Origin of the sequence: Nocardia aurea (genome assembly GCF_003123685.1) — a bacterium.
Classification (GTDB): Bacteria; Actinomycetota; Actinomycetes; order Mycobacteriales; family Mycobacteriaceae; genus Nocardia; species Nocardia aurea.
The window spans coordinates 170,055-187,182 of sequence record NZ_QCYJ01000020.1; the positions used below are offsets into that span (position 1 = coordinate 170,055).

Consider the following 17,128-nt stretch of genomic DNA (forward strand, 5'->3'; position numbering starts at 1 on the left):
CTCAGCCCTCGATTCGACGAAGGTTGACGATGACGCCGGGCTGGTTGCCGCTACGTGGATGCTTCGGTCGCTGGGGGCGGCCCACGACGCGGTATTGCAGACCATCGGGCAGTTCCAGCAGATCCGAGGCCAGCACGTCGGCGCCGACCGGGCAGACGACAGTCTTGTCGTACTCGGCCAGCGGTCGATCCGCGCTCGGCACACCGGACGGATTCGGCTCGCTCTGAGAGCCGTCGATGATCGCGACGCCCTCGATGTCGTGGTGCTCGACGTAGCTGGTGTCGCCGTGCTTGTCGCGGGCGGGTCGCCGCCACACCGTCACCGGCTGGCCATGGGGAAGGATCACACGCCCCACCACCTGGGAGCCGCGACACCGACGACACCGACACGACGTTTCGGACCGCGCAACGCCGCGCGCACCTTGCCCAGTTCCTTCTCGGTGAACTCCAGTACCCCGGAGGCCGCCTCGTCGGACAGTCGTGTGGTGATGCCCGCGATCTGCTCGTAGGCGACACCGGTGGGGTTGCGCACGACGCGTAATACCGCCGCGCACACCGCCGCTCGTGCGTTGATGACCACGTTGGTCCTCAGCGCGTCAGGCCCGGGCTCGAGTTCGGGCACCAAGGTCATCAATTCCGCTTCGGCTTCGATGATCTTGGTGTCGGCGAAGGTGAGCTGACGTTCGGTCAGCTCACCTTCGTATGCGCCGATGAGCTGAGCTCGGGAGACGAAGACACCCACTTAGGCACCCGCCGCCTTGCGAGTGCGCCGGACCGGCTTGATGGCCTCGGCGTGGTCGAGCGCTTCATCGCGCGATCCGACCGTCACTGCGGTGTTCTCGGGTTCGGTGACCACCGCCGGCGCGGGCTCGGGAGCCTTGCGCTTGGGGGCGATGGCGTAGGCGGCCGGATTGGTGATCTTTTCGGTCGCCCAGTCCGGCAGGTCCTTGTCCGGCCCGAACCACACGTCGTGACCGTCCGGATCCCGGACGAGGACGAAGGTATTCAGTTGTGCCACAGCTACATTCCCTCTAGTAGACTGTCGCGACCATCAGCGACTTGGGATCCTCGAGCACCGGCAGCACGAGACTGTCGACGACCGTGGTGTCCTTGAACGGGGGACCTGTCTTGATGACGATGCCGGTCAGGCCGGGCGCGTCCTCGAAAGTCAGGTCCGACTGCGCGGCACCCACCAGCTCCAGCGCGGTGGCTGTGATACCCCACTTCACCCCGCCCAGGCGACCGGCGGGCGGGACGAAGATGACCTTGTTCTCGGGCAGGATCCGGGTGTCGACACCGCCGACGTTGACCATGGTGTCGTAGACAGACACGATCGGCGGCAGGTTGAAGTCCTCCAGAACCTGGCCCATGATCGACTTGGAGACGATCGAGGGCCCGCCGGCGATCGAGCTGGTGGCATAGTCCTTGAATTCCTTGTTGCGCTGCATCAGACCCGCGGTCTTGCGCGAGACGATCATGCCCGCCGGTGCGAAACCGTTGTCGGCGATGTACTTCTCGACCCAGCCGGTGATGTCGGTGACGATCGGAGCCGTCGCGACGGTGGTCCAGGTCGTGCCCGCGGTCACGAAGTGATCGACCGGCACCTCGAAATCGGCCGTCAAAGTCAGGCCGTTCTCGTTGGCGAGCTGAATCTTGCCGGTGCTCAGCAGCTCACCGCGCGCCAGCTCGATACGATTTCGGATGCTGCGGACGGCGATCTCGATGTCGTTGTAGATGGCGTTGGTGATCGCGGCGAGCGAGCCGCCGCGCTGACGGGCGCGTTCGAGCTGGAGCCGCTCGAGTTCGCCCTTGGTGCCCTGGATGGACATCGGCAGCAGGTCGATCTCCCGCGTTTCGACGTAGTCCCGCTCGAGCTGCGGGATGGAACCGTCGAACGCTCGGAACTGCGCGGTTCGGTTGACCCGCGTCACGTTCTGGAGCCGAACGGTCTGCTCCAGGACGTTCTGATCCGGGAGGAACTGATTGAGGGTGTGATCCGCCGGGGTCGGGATCTCGCGCGCGAACGCGGTCGCCGCGTCCGGATGGACAGGACCGTCGAAGATAAGAGCCATTTCGGCCTCCGCTATGAAGTTGTGTATTCAGTTGTAGTGCAGATGAACTCAGCGCTCAGTAGAACTTGAACCAGGCCGCGAGGTCGGTCTTGGCCTTGGTGCCGATACCCGAGGCGGCAGGCAGGCGGGACTCCTTGATCAGACCGGGACCGACCCACAGCGCGGCAGCTTCCTTACCGGTCCAGTCCGAGGGCGCGAACGCGTCCCACAGGAACCCCGCGGCGACCTCGCGACCATCGGAGGCGGTCGAATCGTGGATGCCGTAGAGGCCGGTCGCGGTCACTTTGCCCAGGATCAGCAGCGACGGGAGATAGCCCTTCGGCGCTTGGGTCGCGGCGACGAACTTGGTCATGTCCAGGGTGACGCTGATCCGGCCGGGCTGCCCCGAGATGTCGCCGAGCGCGGCGGCGCGCGAATCACCGTAGAAGGTGCCGGTCTTGCGAACTGCGATATTGCTCATGAGCTTTCGTCCTTACTTGCCTGCGGTGGCGGCGAAGCGGCGGGCCGCCTCGGCGATTCCTGCGTCCTTGGCCGGAACCTTGTTGACACCGGCGCCGGTCTTGCCCTGGCCCATATCCGGGTAGGTGGCGGCCGGGGTGACGGCGGTCGTGGTCTCGGCGTCCTCGGGGGCACCGAACAGCCTGCTCAGGTGCTCGACGACCTTCGCGCCGTCGACCTCGCCTGCCTCGTTGAGGAACTTCTCGACCGCGACCGTGCCGACGAAACCTTCTAGGCGCTCACCCTTGATGATGGTGCCCGCGTAGCCGCGCAGCTGCGCCTCGTGCAGCATCGGCAGCAGCGCCGCACGCTCGGCGGCGCGGGCGGCCTCGACCGCGGTGTTCACCTGGTCGGCCTGGGCGCGCTGCTCATCGGTGAGCGCGGCGGCCTCGAGCTGGGCGATCTGGTCACGCAGCGCCTGAGCCTCTTCCGGCGACAGCGCACCGGTGTTGGCTCGCGACGCCCGAGCTTCGTGCTTGCGGGACTGATGCTTCCAGTACGCGGCCTGCTCGGCGATGTCCATCTCCGCCAGCGGAGTCGCATCCGGGTAGCCGTGCTCGTTGAGCTGACGCGCGCTGGTCTCGGCGGGCTCGACGACGGTCTCGGCCACGGGGTCGACGGCCGCGGCACCGGTGGCCGGGTCGAGCGCGGGGGCGCTAGGGGTCACGTCCGCGGTGGTGGCGGAGGGCAGTTGCACAGTCATATTCAGTTGTGTCCCTTGTCGGGTGGTGGATTTGTTGCCCATGTCGGGCGAAGAATTCAGAGGCCGAGAAGCCGCTCGTAGCGGGCGATCTGTCTGCGTTGCCAGAGGACGCGCGCATCGCCCTCGCCGCGGCCCAGGCTCAACGATTTCGTGAGCATCTGGCGTATCAGGGTGAGCTGCTGTTCGTTGAAACGAACAGATTCGGCGTCCAGATCGACCAGTGACGGCGTATCGCTGTCGCGATACCGCGGAACCTGCTGGCCACGCTTTGCGGGCACGAGAACCGAGCGCAGTTCCCCATGCTCGTCGACACGATATTTCGTACGGTGCAGCTGTTGGGCTGCGGTACCGCCTGCATCGTCATATAGCCGTTTCAGGTCGTCGTTGTTCAGTTGTAGGCCCGGATCACCGTCCGCGCCTTCCTTGATCGGAAGAACATCGCACTTGCATCCGGTGTGTATAGGTCTCAGCTCGGACGTCTTATATCGACGCTGGCTGGCCGCGACACACAACCCACAGGTGCCGGTCTTGGATCGCTCGGGGCGAATCACGCGCCGCCACCCGATCACATCGAGATCGACGATCCCGGCACGTTTGGAGATCTCGTGCTCGGTCTCACGCTCCGCGAGTGCGACATTGGTGGCCAGCTCCATTTTCACACGCGCTGCGGCTACGTCCAGAGCATGATCGGAATCGGCTCCCTCCTCCATCAACTTCCGATACAGGCGCGCGGGCCGGTTGAACACCTCGTCGGCGGGAAGTCGTTGCTCCACACCCGATGACGTGCGCACCGCGACCGGTTTGGCGAACCGATACGGGCGCGAGGTCGAATACATGCGGACCTGCTCGGGGATCTTGGGCACGAACGCACCCAGCTCGGTACCCATCTCCGAGAGGTAACGCCGATGAGTAGCCAGCGCCAACGACGCCGAACGCGCCTGCGCCGAGACCGACACCGCGGCAGCGGCCTCGGCGAACTCGGCCACGGCCAGCCCGTCGTACGGGTCGGTCATACGCCACAACGCCTCGACGCGGGTTTGCGCGTCCAGCAGCAGCAGATACCGACGCGAGGCCCGCCCGAGCATCAGCCGTAACAGCATGTCCAACGCCATGTCAGGCCGCGGCCTTCTCCGCCGGGGACGCGGCCGGGTCGGTGGCGGAATCGGCGGGGTCGGCGGCCGTCGCGCTGCCCAGCGACAGTGCCGACATCGCGGCATCCGACGCCATCGCCTCCTCCAGCAGCTCCGACTCGTTCAGCGCCGCCAACTCCGGGCTCATTTCCATCAGATCCACGACCTGACGTTTGCGCGAGAGCACCCCGCGGGTCTTCTGCACCGCATCGGTCTTCGAGGACAGCGACACCCGCTCGGGCTTGCCCCACTGCAACCGGATGCCGGTCACGTTCGTCTTGCCCATGAGCGTGAAAATCATCTGCCACAACAGGATCCACTGCGGATTCTGACGGGCTTGGCGGTCACTGATCTTGTCGATCAGGCCCTCGCGCATCGCCGAGGCGCCCTCGGCGGACTGTGAGACGCCATCGGGGATGAGCATGTGCATCGGGATCCTGGTGCACACCCCGAACTCCTTGACATCGTCACGGGTCGCCATCAGCAGCGGCGTCAGATCCGTCGTGCCCGATTCCCACAGCTCCACCCCTTCGGGCAGCATCCACAGCACGCCGGGATCGTTCTGGAAGATGTCGGTCAGCTCGGCGTCGGCGATCGACTTGATCAGCGAATCGGTGTCCTCGGAGAAGTCCGCGCCACCGTCCAGGTCGCCTTTGACCGCGCGCTGCTTGAAGCTCTGGAACGCGGTGATCACCATCCGGTGCAGGATTCCGTCGGTGATGCGGTCCAGTAGGTCCAGGTGCGGTTCGAACTCGCCCAGGCCCATCTTGTTCTGGAAGCGCACCACCGGTACGCCACCCAGCAGTTCCAGGCCCGGCACCGATGTCGCGGGCTCGGCGCTCCACTGCTTGGCGACGAATTCGTTGGAGTATTGGCCTTTTTCGCGGGTGAACACGATGCGTTGGCCGGGGATCAGCAGGATGGCCTTCTGCTGGTCGGCGATCTTGTCGACGAAGATCTTGAGGAACGCGCGCAGCATCCGCGGGTTGTAGGGGTCGGGTTCGCCGACGCAGAAGCGGGGATCCTCGGCCAGCAGCATCGGCGGCGTGCCGGTGGGTGCACCGGCCAGCGGCGGCACGATCGTCACATAGGACTCGCCCATCGTGTACAGCCAGGTCTGCATGTCGCGTTGCAGCGCAGCGAAACCCGACGCGTCACACACCGCCTTGGCGGCGTCGTCACCGTTGAGGTCGGCGTCGGCTGCGGTGTAGATGCCCTGGAGCACCGACCGGTCGCACATCGAGTCGATGGCCATGATCGCGTAGTTGCTGCGCGCTTTGCGCAGCACCGCGGAGAAGGTCTCGCGGTACTTCTCGGCGACCGTCGGCAGCGGCGGGTCGCCCAGGTAGTAGCTCCACAGCAGATCCAGGCGTTCACGCCGGGTCGTCGGAGTGTTGCCGGTGGTCACCCGCGGTTCACGCTCGAGATCTTCGTCGAGCTTGTTCATCAGGTATTCCAGCCACTGATCAGGTGTCAATTCAACGGGATCTGCCATATTCAGTTGTCCTGTCTCGGATATAGGTCACATGCGCACCGCGACACGGCGGCGGCGTTGGGTGCCGAAGCCCTTCGCGATCGCATCCAAACGCGCCTGCCACGCCAGCACCGCGGCGACCGCGGCGTCGATCTTGTTCGGCGAGTCGGGGTTCTCCTTGCGGATCTGCACGCCCTTGGTCGTTTCCGCGCGCCGAGCGTTCAGTACGTGCGCGCGCAGAGTCAGGTCGCCGTCGTGATGCAGTTTTCCGTCCAGCATCGCTTCGACGAATTCGCGCAGGGCTTCCACTGTTCGGAATGCGCGCTGACCGGTCATCCACCATTCGATCGGATGTGCCGTGGATGCTTTCACCTTCAGTTGCTTGGCGTATTTCGCTTCCCACGCTGCGACGTTGGCTTCCCATTTCGCGGGGTCGGCGTAGAACCCGATCACCTTGTAGGTCTTGAACGCCCACAGGATTTTCGCTTCGACATCGTGCTCGGGTACTTCCCAGCCCTCGTCGTACTTGCCCGGCGGTTGAGCCCAGACCTCGATCGGAGAGATGAGGCCGTCGGCGATCCGGCAGGCGATGAGCGCGGTCGCGTCGGTCACGCCGCGGCGGCGCCGGCGCGAACCATCGAAACCGAGCACGATGACCTCGCCCGGTTTGAGGATCGAGTCGCCCGCGTAGTTGTCGGGGCCGACGGCGTCCCATTCGTATTGCGCGATCCAGGCGTTCTCTGCGCTGGTCGGGGCGTTGAACCAGTACCGGAACGAGGAGACGGTGTCGTTGCGGGGGTCGGCGATCGCCTCGATGTAGCCCTCGATGTCGTTCCACAGCGCGCAGTCGCCATAGGAATCCAGCAGCGCGGCACGCACTTTGTCCTCGTCCTCGAGGTCTTCGGGGGTGATGTTGGCGTAGCGGTGGTCGAACAGCTGGCGCGGTGCGCGACGCAGCTTGCCAGCCAGATAGTCCTGGATCAGCTTGTAGGTCTGCTCGGCGATCGAGTCCTCTCCCGGCGCGTACATCGTGGTCGTCTCGACCGCCAACGTCCCCGCCGAGCGCCGACGCTTACGCAGATTCCGTGTGAGGGTCTTGTAGGTCTGGCGGAGCTCGGGGCGGTTGTACAAATGGGTGTTGTGGGTGACCTTGCCGGAGATTCCCGCTCGGAAAAGATGATCGTCGCAATCGACGCCGACGCACTTGACCGGCACCGGCTCGACGGGCTCGATGGACTTGATAGCCATCCATCGCGTCATTTTGTCGGCACGCACCCGCACGGCTTTGCGCGTCAGGCGGAACGGGTCGATGTAACGCGGGGTGAATGTCACCCGCCAGTAGCCGCCATATCGCGACCGAGGGTCCGCTGAGTAGGTTCGCCCTGGCGTCTCGCCCATGCTCCATAGCAGCTGCATCATCGCCTCGACCAATGCGACGCTGCTGTTGGAGAAGGTGCAGTGCCCATTCGGCGTGATCGACCCATCGGAGTCCATCAGGCCCTGAATCAGGGCCAGGCGTTGCTTTGGGGAGGCGTGCAGATACTGGCTCGGGACATGTTTGTCGCCCAGTAGGTTCGCATCGGCCAGGCGGACCTTGAATCCACGCACCGGCGAGAACCGGTTTCGATGTGACCCGGGTATCGAGACATAGATCAGATCGGCCGTGCCGGATTTCGGTGTCAGTCGCCTGACGGTGTAGCCGCACGCCTCGATATTGCGGGAGGTTTCACCGGCGTCGTCATAGCTCGACGAGATGGTGGCGTTCGATTTGTCGCCGTCGCCCAGCCAGAGCCCAAGGATGTAAGGGTCGATATCGAGGTCGACCTCAGGGGCTTCCCATGGAGCACCATTGGGGATAGCGAATTCTCGGCCGTCGAGCAACATCTCCTCGGTCGTCCAGGTTCGAGCCTTGGCCCGGGGCGAACGAGCGTGCCATAGATGCCCGGCCGATGCGACAAGGCTGGTGCCGTCGATGAAGGTGACTTTGTAGCAGTCCCGGTCGGTCATCACCTGTGACGTCTTGACCACCCGCACGGGTTCGCCAGTCGCGCCGATCAGCCAGTCGCCGATCTCGACATCGCCCATCGTCACGAAACCGGTCGGGGTTGGCAGCGGTGTATCCAGCGCCAGCGCCTCGTCGAACAATGTGCACGTATCTTTGCCGCCGTCTTTCGATGCGGCAGAACTGGTCGACGGAACGATTTCGCCGCCGCCGGGCACCAGGATGCGTGTCAGACCTGCCTCGTCGCGCCTGTTCAGCGCGCCACGAAGCGGGCCTTCGGTGCAGTTCAAATAGATGGTGTCGTAGACCAGACCTGCTTGGTCTTCCTCGGTGGCGACGCAGCGTATATATGGATTGCGGATCCGTTTACCCATGGGCTCACCGGGAGAATAGACGTACTCGAAACCCAGTCCCCATTCGTCGCGGTACACCTCGCCGCCTTGTGCCCAGCCGTCGAAACGGCACGGACCGAATGCCTCGAACAATCCGATGCAGGCCGCGACCTCGGATTTCGCGCAGCCTTTCGGGCGCGACAGAAACACGTGGTCGTAGATGCGGGTGCCGTCGTCCATCAGGGCGTAGGTATCGACATAGAACGCGCAGTACTCGTCGATGATGGGCGCGACAGGATCGCCGCCGACATCGCCGGGGCCGTGGATCAGGAAATATTCCATCCACGCGATGGCCAGCCAGCCCAGAGAGCGGTGGCGATCGTGTTCGGGATGGGTGATGACATCGTGAGGCATTACGCGCCCCGCAGCAGCCGTGCCTTGCGCTCCTCGGCGAACGAGGCGACCGTGCCACCCTCGGTGGGTGCTACCGGTTCCTCGTCGATCTCATCTTTGATACGTATGCGGGCGCGCTGGAGATCATCCTCGGTCAGACGCAGCGCAGCGCCCATAGTGCCGGTGACAGCCTTGTAGTTCTCGCTGCCGGGGCGCGTCAGATAGCGCTCGATCAACGGCAGCGTCAGCCACAATTGAATCCAGGTGCCCTGACCGTAGAGTCGGGCCTGCGGAAGCGAGGCCAGCTCGGTGTAGATCGCACGACCGACCGGCCCCACAGTGACCCACTCGGGGATCTCGGGGACTTCGCCGTCGTTGGGCGTGGAGGGAATCTCGGTCCAGCCATCAGCACCCGCCAGGAGCGGGTCGCCATTGCGGCGTGCGCGATCCTTGGGGTTCTTCGGAGGCGGACCGGAGCGGCGTCCGGCCATGTTCAGTCATCTCCCATGTCGGGGTAAGGCGATCCGCCCCGCTCCCCCGGTCGCCATGTCGGCGACCAGCTCGGCGCTGCGAAAAACTTCAGTGCGTTGGTCTCACCCGTCTTGACACACGAGCTGGCAGACGCACCCCTGCCGAGGGTCGAAAGGGCTGAGAGGACAGGACTCGAACCTGCAAGCGGGTGTGAAATCCGCTGCTCTACCAGTTGAGCTACATCCCATTGCGACGGTGCGGACTCTTTCCGAGTCCGCACCGAACAATTTCTACGGTAACCGGGTCGCAGCGGCGCGCAAGATCAATCAGAGCCAGCCCACGACGATCGGGAGAACCTTCAGCAGAAGGCCCAGGATGGACACGATCGCAGAACCCACAGTGATCACAGCGTCGATGGTCATATTCATCACCTCACATATCCGGGATGCGGACGAAGCGAATCCGGGTGACGCGCAGCCTTTTTCATTTCTGCGCGCGCGATCCGGGCCTCTTCCGCGGTCTTGATGGCGTGACAGGGGGCGCACACCGATTGCAGGTTCGCCAGATCGTCACCACCCTGGCGGGCGAAGTTCAGAATGTGGTCTACCTCGGTGGCATGGCCTGTGCAGTCGTCGAAGCCGAGCTGACACGTCTGCTTGTCGCGCTCGAGCGCGAGTGCTCGATTGTGCCGATACTCTGCTGTGACGGTTCTGGTTCCGCCTGTGCCCCACGTCATTACGTCAATTGTCCCAGGCCGCAGCGCACTTACCAGATCATCTCGACTACCACCCCGGGGCCTCTCGAACCGATCGATCGATTCGCCCTATCAGTGAGGTTTTCCCGCCCCGCAAAGCCTCAGTTCATTTGGTATATCGGATATTTCATACGCTAGACGGCCTGCATGTATCTCCATCTGCTTACCGACCGCCACCGCCCGGGAGAGACGGGTTGGAGCGTGGGAAGGGCAGAGTAACCCTTGACCGAATCAAGGGAAACTCTCCCGTTCGCCCGGTCGGTCAAGGCCGTCGGCGGTCGGTTGATGCAACGCGGCCGGGTATTAGTCGGCCGCCAGAGCTGGGGTATTTCACGAGATCGGTATGGACGCAACGCCATCCCCGTCCGAGCCTGCCTTTACCGGGTCGATCGTCGTGAATCGGAGCCCCGTACCCAAGTTGTCCAGGCACGGGGCAAGATGCCCCTCTGACGGGCGACGACTGCGCTTGCGAGGCGCATCACCCGCTACCGCGGGCGCACTGGGTTCTCGGGTTGATGCCGCGACGGCGGCGTGAATTCATGTCTCATACATTCATAACACATGAATCATATGTGTGTGAGACGCTGGATCGTCAGCGCAGGTAGATGGCCCTATACGCGACGACGAACCTTGTAGTTTTGCTACCCTGGACAACATGAAAGACCCCGCTGTTGTCGCGCTGCGCGATCAACTCGCCGCGGAGATCGCCGAGGCAATCAACAATCTCGGGGAAGCCCGCATAGACACCGGGATCCGACTCGGGCGCGATGCAAGTGCCGCAACCACCCTGGCGAGCGGCGGGTTGAGCAGCAGATTCAGCCTTGACGCCCTAATCAACTACTGCGCCCCGGTCGGCCTCGAAGTCAAAATCGTGTTGACCGGACTGAACGAGGGAAAGCCGGAGGAGCGGGCCGATCGGGGGCGCACGATTCCATCCGAGCCGGACCACTCAGCCTCCGGCCTGCTCCGCAAACAACTGATCAAGGCCGTCGCCCACCAGATCAATACGGCAGGGCTTGGTCGCAACGAACTCGCAGCACGCACCGGCATCCCCGCCACCACGCTGTCCGCGTTGCGCGCCGAAAACATTCAACGCTTCCGTGTCGACAAGCTGATCGAATTCGCTATCAAGCTCGGCCTCAACATCAAGCTCGATGTCGAACACGCCTGATTGACAACGAAGCCCCCGCAGCAGAAAAGAGTGCGGGAACTTCTGTCGTTGTTGCAGAGACAGCTATGACGGGTGCGCCAGATGGACACATTTCCCGTCGGCGCACCGGTGAACGCCTGCGGCGTGCACATGCGCGGAGAACTCGGTGCCGCGGAGGTTGATCGCGTATCGTAGCGCGTCGATCAACACGTCGCGTGGCATCGTATCGAGTGGAATGCGTTGCAGATTTGTGGGTAGCCGCGCCATATCGACTAGGAGCTGCGCCGTTACCCGATGTTTATGCCTGTCTCCAGCTTTCATGTCCAACAACCCGTTTCGTGTTCAGATCTGCGATCGACGTACGCGCGACTTCCCCGTTTTCACCGGTGCCAGAATCGCTGTGACGTGACCGCCGGTCAGGAAGTGCGCCTTGGGCACGCACGCTCGGTCGTCGTCCAGCTCGGTGCCCACCCACGGGCACGCCACCCCCGCGGTGGTGCTGTGCCCGCCAATCAGATTGCCCGCCACGGGCGCAAGCTCAGTGCACGTCTCCCGATCGGGGCAGCGAATATGCGTCAGCGCATCAAGGGGGTGCCCGCTCGCAGTCCGGAATGTGACGCACGCGGACACGCACACTTTTCGGGAGCGCTGGTTCATTTTCGACCATCCCAACGACGACCATCCCAACGGCGGCCGTCGCGATGCGAATCCTCCCACCACGGATTCTTCTGCATCTCCGCAAGGTGGTCAGGGGTCGACTCGCCATGATCTCGCGGCCACACCATGACGATGAAGACCAACAGGGGTAGGCCGATTACCAATGCGTAGCCGAGTTCGATCACTGTGAGCCCCACTTCTTGGAAGACGGTTTCAGTACTGGCCGATGGAGGCTGCGCGGACGCTGCGCTGTGCCCATACGACGACAGGAGGCGCACATAGGAAGGATCCGTTCAGGCGGGTACGGGCTGCCCGCCGTGGTTCCGTGTGCGAAGGCGCTGGGTGCGCCCAGGTCCGGCGTGGCCCGATCGCGGTCGCTCTGGTTGCAGATTCGGTTGTCGGGGGCGGTCATCTGGCACCCTGCCTCTGAAACGACCACCGGGTGCCGCGACGTCGGTCGCGTTCTTTTTCCCAGTGCGAATAGACAACCTGCCAGAGGTCTCTACCTAGAACGTCGAAGCACATGCCGAGCTGGGGGGCGTCAGGGAATTTGGTGACTTCGCCGGTCTTCGCCCGCAACTGGGTTACGCGCACGACGCCGTTCTCCTCGTACCAGTGCACGATCTCCCCGCTGGCGAGGCGCGATTCCATCTATGCCACCCCTTGCGAAGTGGAGTTCACCCGAGGTGGCTGAGTTTCCTCGAACCACCTCGGGGAGTCTGGGGGCGCGTCGGCAAGTCCTGCCGCAATGCGGTCGAACTCCGCCCAAACGCGCAGAGCGGAAGCAACATTGGCTACCCTGCACCTCGGCAGGGCAGGCCACGGAGCGCGTAGGCCGAAAGGTTTCCGCTGCGGTAGGTCACGCTGCTCTGCCATCTGGCCGCCTCTCGTGGAAAGTAGGTGCGCCCAGGTACATCCCCTCCGATTCCGAACTGCGTTGTCGCGAAATGCACGGGCTGCGGCGCACATCCAGCACATCACCAAAACCCGTGTCGCATAACCCTTACCGAAATACCCAGTAGAAACTATCCTGAAAGCCCTGGGTAAAACCCAGTACAGCATGTCTCGAAACCCAGTTCGCTACATCAGAAAACCCAGTACGGGTGCAGATTCACGGTGGAGGTTGGATGTCTGATCCAGGTTCGACATTGGCTGGTAGGCAGTTGGGCGGCTACCTGCGCGCCGCGCGGCAACAGCTGGGCGCGACGATCGACCAAACGGCGCAAGCGTCCGAGATCAGCCCGTCCGTGCTGCAACGTTTGGAGAAGGGTGCGTCGACTCGACTGAAGGTCCGCGACATCCAAGCGCTGTGCAGCATTCTCGAGATGTCCACTGAGACGACCTCGGCGATGGTGGGCCTTCTCTTGAAGGCTGACGAAAAGAGCTGGTGGCACGCATATGGCGATGTCATCCCCGCGACGTTCGACGTCTATGTGGGGCTCGAATCCGGCGCTTCGGAACTGACGATGTACCAGCCTTCGCAGGTACCGGGACTGCTGCAAACGGCTGACTACGCCCGGTCGCTGATCCTGAACAGAATGGAGACCAGCACCGAAGGGGAGCGCCGCCGCGTGCTGGACCTAAGGCTAGAGCGACAGAACCTCGTTACTCGCAAATTCGACCCGTTAGCACTGAATGTGCTCGTCAACGAGGCGGCGCTACGCTGCCTCGTCGGGGGCCGTGCGATCATGGCTGAGCAGCTGAGGCACCTCGCCGAAATCGGCAAGCGCTCCAACGTCTCAATAAGAGTTCTGCCATACGACGTCGGGATGCCGTTAGGCCATCCCATCGGCCAATACGCCCTCCTTCAGTTCGCGACCACCGGTGCTCCACCGGTGGTGTACCTGGAGGGATTCAGCGGCTGCGCCTACCTGGAGAAACCGGAAGATATTTTGTTGTACCGGGACGCTACGCTACAACTGAGTCGGCGGGCGCTCGATGAGGATGCTAGCCGGTTGCTGATCCGGAGTGTGGCAAAGGAGCATGACAGTGGCGAGTAGCCCCAAGAAGTGGTTCAAATCGAGCTACAGCGGCAATCAGGCCGATTGTGTGGAAGTGGCACACCTGGACGGGGGCGGCATGGCAGTGCGCGACTCCAAGAATCCCGGCGGCCCCGAACTGGAGTTCACAGGCTCGGAATGGCGCGCATTCCTGGCGGGGGTCAGCGACGGCGAATTCGATCGTCCGTAACCGCCCTGCCAGGTAGTCGAATCGGCCCTCGGCATCACACTGAGGGCCGTTTTCGTACCCTCCATGCCTTAACACGTCACGACTTACTGCGACCGGCCGCACTTACCCTCAGATGTCATGAGCTGCGCGAGCAACCACGGGCATTGCGACCCGCCCATAACCATCCACCACGTCGGGCCGCCGCTCGTACGCGCGCACCCCGACGACGCCGGTGTTGACCTGCCCGCGGCCGAGCATGCGACCATCTGGCCCCGCGAATGGAAACTGATCGGCACCGGAATCGCGCTCGGCCTTCGCCAGGGCTTCGTCGGCCTCATTCACCCGCGGTCGGGCCTCGCCGCCAAATCCGGTGTCACCGTGCTCAATGCGCCCGGCACCATCGACGCCGGATACCGCGGCGAGATCAGGGTGTGCCTGATCAACCACGGCAACCAGCGGTTCGTCATCAATCCCGGCGACCGCATCGCGCAGCTGCTCATCCAGCGCGTCCTGCCGGTCACGTTCGAACAACTCGTATTCGACGGCAAGCCACTCGAGATGAAGACCAGCCGCGGCAATGCGGGCTTCGGCTCCACCGGTGGTCACGCCAGCCTGGAGAGTGCCGGCGAATGAAGATCAACGACATGATCGCCAACCTCAAACGCGCCCGCGGCGTGGTCGGCGACATCGACGTCAAGTTCGCCGACCCGCACTGCACTTGCTGCAACCGCAAGATCGTGGATATCCAGATCGTGCAGATCGACGAACCAGACCCCATCTTCATTCGACTGTCCTATGGGGCCGTCACCAAGTACGAGAAGGACAAGTTGCACTCGATCGAATCCGTCCTGCCGACAGAAGGTGAGCGCGCGTGACCGCGATCAGCCGCGCCATCAACTGGAACAAGGTCGTCGACGAGAAGGATGCCGAAGTCTGGGACCGGCTCACCGGCAACTTCTGGCTGCCGGAGAAGGTACCGATCTCCAACGACATTCAGTCCTGGGAAACGCTCAGCCCGGCCGAGCAAGAGCTGACGATGCGCGTCTTCACGGGCCTCACGCTGCTCGACACTATCCAAGGAACCGTCGGCGCCGTAAGCCTCATCCCCGACGCGATCACCCCACACGAGGAGGCCGTGCTCACCAACATCGCGTTCATGGAATCGGTGCACGCGAAGTCCTACAGCTCGATCTTCTCAACCTTGTGCTCCAGCAAGGAGATTGACGACGCATTCCGATGGTCTGAGGAGAACCCGCACCTTCAGCGCAAGGCCGAGATCGTCCTGTCGTACTACCGCGGCAAGATCAACTACGGCCGCGGTGACGAGTGGCTGATAGACAGCCCACAGATCGAAGCCCTGAAGCGCAAGGCGACCTCGACGCTGCTCGAGTCGTTCCTCTTCTACTCTGGTTTCTACCTACCGATGCATTGGTCCTCACGCGGCAAACTCACCAACACCTCCGACGTCGTCCGGCTGATCATCCGCGACGAAGCGGTGCACGGCTACTACATCGGCTACAAATATCAGAAGGCCATCGAGCGCCTGGACGCCGACGGGCGAGAAGCCATGTCGGACTGGGTGATCGAGCTGCTCCTCGAACTCTATGAGAACGAGCAAGCATACGCCGAGGAGCTGTACCGCGGCGTCGGCCTGATCGACGACGTCAACGCGTTCCTGCGCTACAACGCGAACAAGGCGCTCAACAACCTCGGCTACGAAGCGATGTTCCCGAAAGACGATTGCCAGGTGAACCCGGCCATCCTCTCCGCTCTCTCCCCCAACGCCGACGAGAACCACGACTTCTTCTCTGGGTCGGGTTCGAGCTACGTTATCGGCAAGGCGGTGGAAACCGAGGATGGCGACTGGGAGTTCTGAACGGATCCCGTGACTCGACTGTCATCTGCCCGTCCTTTCCTCGAAGGGCCCCAGCTGATGTGCTCAAGTGGGTTATGCGTGTCGCAAGAGTCGTAAAGAATTGGGTGCATGTCGAACCCGACGCCTTCGCCATCCTCGTCGACGCCGCCGCACTCGTCGTCGCCGACGCCGACAGCTTCCACGCCAGCTGCTCCGCAATCCTCCGCACCACCGACACGTCCTGCATCACCGACTCCCTGGTGGAGACACCCTACGGTTCTCGGCGTCGCAGGATTGATTGGTGCTGTGGCTGCGGTACTCGCCCTCTTTCGCGACACGATCGACTTCAAAATCGGGTCGAAACCAGATACGCCGAGTACGGCCTTGATCGCTACAACGAATCCTGCGCCCGCCCCTAATGCCAACGACTACGGCTGGGGGCCGATACGGGACCTCTACAGAATCAACGAGCCATCCCCCACGGCGGTTTTTAATAGCATTGAGGATAATCAATCCATCGGGAGCGAAGTAAATTTCGTGAGATGTCGCATTGCTGACGATCCGAAAATGATGTACGGCGATGAGGTTGCAATTCGAGACGACATCAATATTTCCGTGTATGTATTCATCGACAACTCAAGTGTTCGTGCTGATCAGGCTATAAATGGCGCGCGCATGGACCTGCGGGTCAGTAACGACCTCGCCGTCAATCCAGCTCTGAATGTCCACCTTTCGGGAGTGAACGTTATCGAGGTATACAATGGCTGCAAGATACTTTCAATGAATCCTGCTGTTCTTTCATATATTCCAGGAAGTGCATTTCTGCACACTACTGCTAATACATCGGCGATCAAACTAGAGGACGCGGTCGTGCGTGGCGATAAACTCTTGCCTGGAGTTCGGGGTAATGTCGACGGCGTAATTGGAGGCAACAGCAGCACCTATGGCTACGTTGAATTTCGAGTGAAGGTATTTGTGCCGTAGCGCAAGGCTTGCTCGGATAGGTTACGCTGGGCATCATCACTGTGACGATTCGCCTGGTTCCCAGTAGATCCTCTCATTCGGCCCAAGAAGCAATGACGTGGCGACCATCACGGCCACGATCGCGTTCTCCGAGGTGAAGTGGTCCGGGTGCGCCTGGTGCACGGTGACGTGGCGCGAGTACTCCGCTGGCCGCGGAGGCTGGTGGCGGTCCTCGAGGCTCCAATCCGGTCAGGGCGCGAACTACCGGCGCGACAGCGAGAACGTAGCGCATCGCCATACGATCCTGTCTGCCAGCAGCGCTCACAAGCTCGGCGACGATCGCGGCCCGAGGGACGTACACAATCGGGATGCCTGCATCCTCCGCGATCTCGCGCGCCAGCTCCAAATGCCGACGAGAACCATGACTTCTTTTCCGGGTCCGGCTCGAGCTATGTCATCGGCAAGGCGGTCTAGACCGAAGACGGCGACTGGGAGTTCTGACCGCG

The 17,128-nt window shown here is 62.9% G+C and carries 21 protein-coding genes and 1 pseudogene; 8 read left to right on the forward strand and 14 right to left on the reverse strand.

Features of this window, described 5'->3' with window-relative positions; genetic code table 11:
• Position 1: 1 nt before the first annotated feature.
• The 11 genes from DAT37_RS05910 to DAT37_RS05965 form a co-directional block, all read right to left on the reverse strand.
• The gene (locus DAT37_RS05910; RefSeq protein ID WP_157978317.1) at positions 2-346 is read right to left on the reverse strand and encodes a hypothetical protein; all 345 of its coding nucleotides are present in this window, start codon (positions 344-346) and stop codon (positions 2-4) included.
• Positions 343-741 carry a hypothetical protein gene (locus DAT37_RS05915; RefSeq protein WP_109523672.1) on the reverse strand — a complete coding sequence of 133 codons (399 nt, stop codon included), beginning with the start codon at positions 739-741 and terminating at the stop codon, positions 343-345. Before DAT37_RS05915 ends, DAT37_RS05910 begins: the two co-directional genes overlap by 4 nt.
• Positions 742-1,017 carry a hypothetical protein gene (locus DAT37_RS05920; RefSeq protein WP_109523673.1) on the reverse strand — a complete coding sequence of 92 codons (276 nt, stop codon included), beginning with the start codon at positions 1,015-1,017 and terminating at the stop codon, positions 742-744.
• Between the two features lie 13 nt (positions 1,018-1,030).
• On the reverse strand, positions 1,031-2,071 hold the full coding sequence (locus DAT37_RS05925; protein WP_109523674.1) for a major capsid protein: 1,041 nt from the start codon (positions 2,069-2,071) through the stop codon (positions 1,031-1,033).
• Positions 2,072-2,126: 55 nt separating this feature from the next.
• Positions 2,127-2,531, reverse strand: coding sequence for a head decoration protein (locus DAT37_RS05930; RefSeq protein WP_109523675.1), 405 nt, complete (start codon positions 2,529-2,531; stop codon positions 2,127-2,129).
• 12 nt (positions 2,532-2,543) lie between these two features.
• Entirely contained in the window at positions 2,544-3,272 is a 729-nt protein-coding gene (locus DAT37_RS05935) for a hypothetical protein (RefSeq protein WP_157978318.1), read from the reverse strand.
• 56 nt (positions 3,273-3,328) lie between these two features.
• Positions 3,329-4,357: a hypothetical protein gene (locus DAT37_RS05940; RefSeq protein ID WP_157978319.1), complete on the reverse strand. Its 1,029-nt coding sequence runs from the start codon at positions 4,355-4,357 to the stop codon at positions 3,329-3,331.
• Positions 4,358-4,385: 28 nt separating this feature from the next.
• A complete protein-coding gene (locus tag DAT37_RS05945) occupies positions 4,386-5,897 on the reverse strand; it encodes a phage portal protein (protein ID WP_109523678.1) in 1,512 nt (503 codons plus the stop codon).
• Positions 5,898-5,924: 27 nt separating this feature from the next.
• The gene (locus DAT37_RS05950) at positions 5,925-8,624 is read right to left on the reverse strand and encodes a hypothetical protein (protein WP_109523679.1); all 2,700 of its coding nucleotides are present in this window, start codon (positions 8,622-8,624) and stop codon (positions 5,925-5,927) included.
• The gene (locus tag DAT37_RS05955; RefSeq protein WP_109523680.1) at positions 8,624-9,094 is read right to left on the reverse strand and encodes a phage terminase small subunit; all 471 of its coding nucleotides are present in this window, start codon (positions 9,092-9,094) and stop codon (positions 8,624-8,626) included. The genes DAT37_RS05950 and DAT37_RS05955 overlap by 1 nt, the downstream gene beginning before the upstream one ends.
• A gap of 407 nt (positions 9,095-9,501) precedes the next feature.
• Positions 9,502-9,810, reverse strand: coding sequence for an HNH endonuclease (locus DAT37_RS05965; RefSeq protein WP_109523681.1), 309 nt, complete (start codon positions 9,808-9,810; stop codon positions 9,502-9,504).
• 673 nt (positions 9,811-10,483) lie between these two features.
• Here DAT37_RS05965 and DAT37_RS05970 point away from each other — a divergent pair.
• Positions 10,484-10,999 carry an XRE family transcriptional regulator gene (locus DAT37_RS05970; RefSeq protein ID WP_109523682.1) on the forward strand — a complete coding sequence of 172 codons (516 nt, stop codon included), beginning with the start codon at positions 10,484-10,486 and terminating at the stop codon, positions 10,997-10,999.
• Between the two features lie 321 nt (positions 11,000-11,320).
• Here DAT37_RS05970 and DAT37_RS05980 read toward each other — a convergent pair whose 3' ends face one another.
• The 3 genes from DAT37_RS05980 to DAT37_RS05985 all read right to left on the reverse strand — a co-directional run bounded on the left by DAT37_RS05980 (position 11,321) and on the right by DAT37_RS05985 (position 12,286).
• On the reverse strand, positions 11,321-11,506 hold the full coding sequence (locus DAT37_RS05980; RefSeq protein ID WP_109523684.1) for a hypothetical protein: 186 nt from the start codon (positions 11,504-11,506) through the stop codon (positions 11,321-11,323).
• A 125-nt stretch (positions 11,507-11,631) separates the two neighbouring features.
• The gene (locus tag DAT37_RS43890; protein WP_157978320.1) at positions 11,632-11,820 is read right to left on the reverse strand and encodes a hypothetical protein; all 189 of its coding nucleotides are present in this window, start codon (positions 11,818-11,820) and stop codon (positions 11,632-11,634) included.
• Positions 11,821-12,043: 223 nt separating this feature from the next.
• The gene (locus tag DAT37_RS05985; protein WP_109523685.1) at positions 12,044-12,286 is read right to left on the reverse strand and encodes a hypothetical protein; all 243 of its coding nucleotides are present in this window, start codon (positions 12,284-12,286) and stop codon (positions 12,044-12,046) included.
• Positions 12,287-12,762: 476 nt separating this feature from the next.
• Here DAT37_RS05985 and DAT37_RS05990 point away from each other — a divergent pair, with 476 nt between their 5' ends.
• From DAT37_RS05990 to DAT37_RS45280, 7 genes and pseudogenes are all read left to right on the forward strand, one after another.
• Positions 12,763-13,635, forward strand: coding sequence for a helix-turn-helix domain-containing protein (locus DAT37_RS05990; RefSeq protein ID WP_109523962.1), 873 nt, complete (start codon positions 12,763-12,765; stop codon positions 13,633-13,635).
• On the forward strand, positions 13,619-13,825 hold the full coding sequence (locus tag DAT37_RS05995; protein ID WP_109523686.1) for a DUF397 domain-containing protein: 207 nt from the start codon (positions 13,619-13,621) through the stop codon (positions 13,823-13,825). Before DAT37_RS05990 ends, DAT37_RS05995 begins: the two co-directional genes overlap by 17 nt.
• A gap of 117 nt (positions 13,826-13,942) precedes the next feature.
• Positions 13,943-14,437 (forward strand): dUTP diphosphatase, encoded by a 495-nt coding sequence (gene dut, locus DAT37_RS06000; RefSeq protein ID WP_109523687.1) that lies wholly within the window; start codon positions 13,943-13,945, stop codon positions 14,435-14,437.
• Positions 14,434-14,679, forward strand: coding sequence for a hypothetical protein (locus DAT37_RS06005; protein WP_109523688.1), 246 nt, complete (start codon positions 14,434-14,436; stop codon positions 14,677-14,679). Before dut ends, DAT37_RS06005 begins: the two co-directional genes overlap by 4 nt.
• Complete coding sequence (gene nrdF / locus DAT37_RS06010; RefSeq protein WP_109523689.1) at positions 14,676-15,680, forward strand: class 1b ribonucleoside-diphosphate reductase subunit beta; 1,005 nt, start codon at positions 14,676-14,678, stop codon at positions 15,678-15,680. Before DAT37_RS06005 ends, nrdF begins: the two co-directional genes overlap by 4 nt.
• A gap of 285 nt (positions 15,681-15,965) precedes the next feature.
• Entirely contained in the window at positions 15,966-16,643 is a 678-nt protein-coding gene (locus tag DAT37_RS43895) for a hypothetical protein (RefSeq protein ID WP_157978321.1), read from the forward strand.
• 372 nt (positions 16,644-17,015) lie between these two features.
• Positions 17,016-17,096: pseudogene (locus tag DAT37_RS45280) on the forward strand (hypothetical protein); the annotation flags it as partial.
• Positions 17,097-17,128 lie beyond the last annotated feature (32 nt).

Coding starts and splice junctions, on each gene's coding strand:
- DAT37_RS05925 (WP_109523674.1), bottom strand. CDS start 2,071: ATGGCTCTTATCTTCGACGGTCCTGTCCATCCGGACGCGGCGACCGCG.
- DAT37_RS05930 (WP_109523675.1), bottom strand. CDS start 2,531: ATGAGCAATATCGCAGTTCGCAAGACCGGCACCTTCTACGGTGATTCG.
- DAT37_RS05935 (WP_157978318.1), bottom strand. CDS start 3,272: ATGACTGTGCAACTGCCCTCCGCCACCACCGCGGACGTGACCCCTAGC.
- DAT37_RS05940 (WP_157978319.1), bottom strand. CDS start 4,357: ATGCTCGGGCGGGCCTCGCGTCGGTATCTGCTGCTGCTGGACGCGCAA.
- DAT37_RS05945 (WP_109523678.1), bottom strand. CDS start 5,897: ATGGCAGATCCCGTTGAATTGACACCTGATCAGTGGCTGGAATACCTG.
- DAT37_RS05950 (WP_109523679.1), bottom strand. CDS start 8,624: ATGCCTCACGATGTCATCACCCATCCCGAACACGATCGCCACCGCTCT.
- DAT37_RS05955 (WP_109523680.1), bottom strand. CDS start 9,094: ATGGCCGGACGCCGCTCCGGTCCGCCTCCGAAGAACCCCAAGGATCGC.
- DAT37_RS05965 (WP_109523681.1), bottom strand. CDS start 9,810: ATGACGTGGGGCACAGGCGGAACCAGAACCGTCACAGCAGAGTATCGG.
- DAT37_RS05970 (WP_109523682.1), top strand. CDS start 10,484: ATGAAAGACCCCGCTGTTGTCGCGCTGCGCGATCAACTCGCCGCGGAG.
- DAT37_RS05985 (WP_109523685.1), bottom strand. CDS start 12,286: ATGGAATCGCGCCTCGCCAGCGGGGAGATCGTGCACTGGTACGAGGAG.
- DAT37_RS05990 (WP_109523962.1), top strand. CDS start 12,763: ATGTCTGATCCAGGTTCGACATTGGCTGGTAGGCAGTTGGGCGGCTAC.
- DAT37_RS05995 (WP_109523686.1), top strand. CDS start 13,619: ATGACAGTGGCGAGTAGCCCCAAGAAGTGGTTCAAATCGAGCTACAGC.
- dut (WP_109523687.1), top strand. CDS start 13,943: ATGAGCTGCGCGAGCAACCACGGGCATTGCGACCCGCCCATAACCATC.
- DAT37_RS06005 (WP_109523688.1), top strand. CDS start 14,434: ATGAAGATCAACGACATGATCGCCAACCTCAAACGCGCCCGCGGCGTG.